This window comes from Kitasatospora sp. NPDC054768, from assembly GCF_053612025.1.
This window is the reverse complement of sequence record NZ_JBSHBN010000328.1, coordinates 1-2,262: the sequence shown is the minus strand read 5'-3', so window position 1 is coordinate 2,262 and position 2,262 is coordinate 1. Positions and strand designations below refer to the sequence as shown.

At 59.4% G+C, this 2,262-nt stretch carries 1 protein-coding gene; it reads left to right on the top strand.

Translation table 11 applies throughout. From position 1 onward, the window contains the following. Positions 1–2,262, top strand: a 2,262-nt coding sequence (locus ACWGKU_RS40875; RefSeq protein WP_452191833.1) for a peptidase inhibitor family I36 protein, incomplete at both ends; no start/stop codon positions are given.

The window sequence follows — 2,262 nt, the reverse complement described above, 5'->3', positions numbered from 1 at the left end:
ACACCGGAGACGACCAGCTCTTCTACCCCCAGGCCTACAACAGCGTCAGCACCGCCCTCAACCAGACCACCACCACCGCCACCCTCTACGACGGCGCACCCGACGACCACTTCTGCCTCTACGAAGGACCCGCACAAACCGGCAGGCAATGGGTGTTCAAGGACACCGAAGCCCTCACCCACCTCGACAACCCCACCATCAACGCCGCCAACGCGATCTCCTCCGTCGACAACAAGACCATTTACACCCTGGAACTCTTCCAGAACGCCGACGGCACCGGCACCAGCCAACTCATCTACCCCCAAAACCAGGTCGACATCACCACCCCCGGCCTCGACAACACCGCGACCAGCGTCAACCTCTACCACACCCCACCCCCGAACTACTTCGCCCTCTATTCAGACTTCAACCAGAGTGGAATGCAGTGGGTGTTCAAGGACACCGAAGGCCTCACCGATATCACATCCACGAGTCTTTACATCGGTGCCGCCTTACTGATCTCCTCGGTCTGCAATCGAACCAGCTACACCATCGAACTCTTTTCTGTCAAGGACGGCAGCGGCCTCAGCCAACTCGTCTACCCCGGCACCGCTGTCGACATCACCGCTCCCGGCCTCGACAACAATGTCAAGTCCTTCAACGTCTACCATGCCCCGCCTAACAACTACTTCTGCCTCTACGAAAATACGTTCTGCACCGGCAGGCAGTGGGTATTCCGGGCGCTCACGACCGACCCCGCCGGCGTCATCGCCATCACCGACACAGCCCTCTATGGTGACGCCTCCAGCGTGATCTCGTCCGTCAGCAACCAGACCTGGTACACCATCGAACTGTTCTCGAACAACGACGGCACCGGCACCAGTCAGCTTGTCTACCCCGACACCACTGTCAACGTCTACGCCCTCGGCCTCGAGAACCGCGTCACATCCGTCAACGTCTACCATGGTCCGCCCGCCAACTACTTCTGCTTCTTCGAGCACACTACTGGACTCGCCAGACAGTGGCTGTTCAAGGACACCGCCGGCCTCACAAGCTTCACCAATACCGCCGTTTTCCATGACCTCTCAAGCGTGATCTCCAGGTGCTCAAATCAGACAAAGTACACCCTGGAGATGTTCCAGAACGCCAACGGCACCGGCACCAGTCAGCTCGTCTACCCCGGCACCAACGTCAACGTCACTACCCCCGGCCTCGAGGACCACGTCACATCCGCCAACGTCTACCACGGCCCGCCCGCCAACTACTTCTGCCTCTACGAGGACCCCGACCAAGGCGGAACGCAGTGGGTTTTCAACGACGCCGCCGGCCTCACCGACCTCACCTCGGCAAACCTCGGCAGGCCCTCCCAGGTTGCCTCCTCCATCAAAAACCTGACCAAATACACCCTGGAACTCTTCCAATGGAGCGGCGGCACCGGAACCAGCCAACTCGTCTACCCCAGCACCACCACCAACTACATCGCCGCACTCGACAACGCCGTGAACGGCGTCAAGCTGTACCACGGCCCACCCAACAACTACTTCTGCCTCTACGAAGGCGACCCCGACGACCCCCGGTACAGGCAGTGGGTATTCAAGGACACCGCCGTCCTCACCGACCTCACCGACACCGCACTTTTCGCCGACGCCTCCCGGCAGCTTTCCAGCGCCCGCAACCTGACCCTCTACACCCTGGAACTGTTCCAGAACCACGACGGCACCGGCCTCAGCCAACTCATCTACCCCGGCACCGACAACATCTTCGGCCGCCAGACCCCCGCACTCAACGACCAGGTCAAATCCGTCCGAGTCCACAACGGCCCACCCACCAACTACTTCGCCCTCTACGAAGCCGCCAACCTCAACGCCCCTCCCGATCAGAACTACCGGCAGTGGGTGTTCAAGGACACCGACGGCCTTATTGACATCACTGGGGCCTATTACGGCACCGGCACCAATAAAGGCATCTCCTCTGTCAGCAACCAGACCATTTACACCCTGGAATTGTTCCAGAACAGCAACGGCTCCGGAACCAGTCTACTTGTCTACCCCAGCACTACCGTGAATAATGTCGGCGCCGCCCTCAATGACCGAATTGCATCCGTCTATCTCTATCGCAATCCGCGGCCCGGCTATTTCTCTCTGTATGAACAAAGAATTCCAAACCAGAACACCATGAGGCAGTGGACATTCAAGGACACCGCCGTCCTCACTGACCTCACCAACACCACCCTGTACGGCGATATCGCACTCAGGATCTCCACCGTCAACAATCAGACTAATT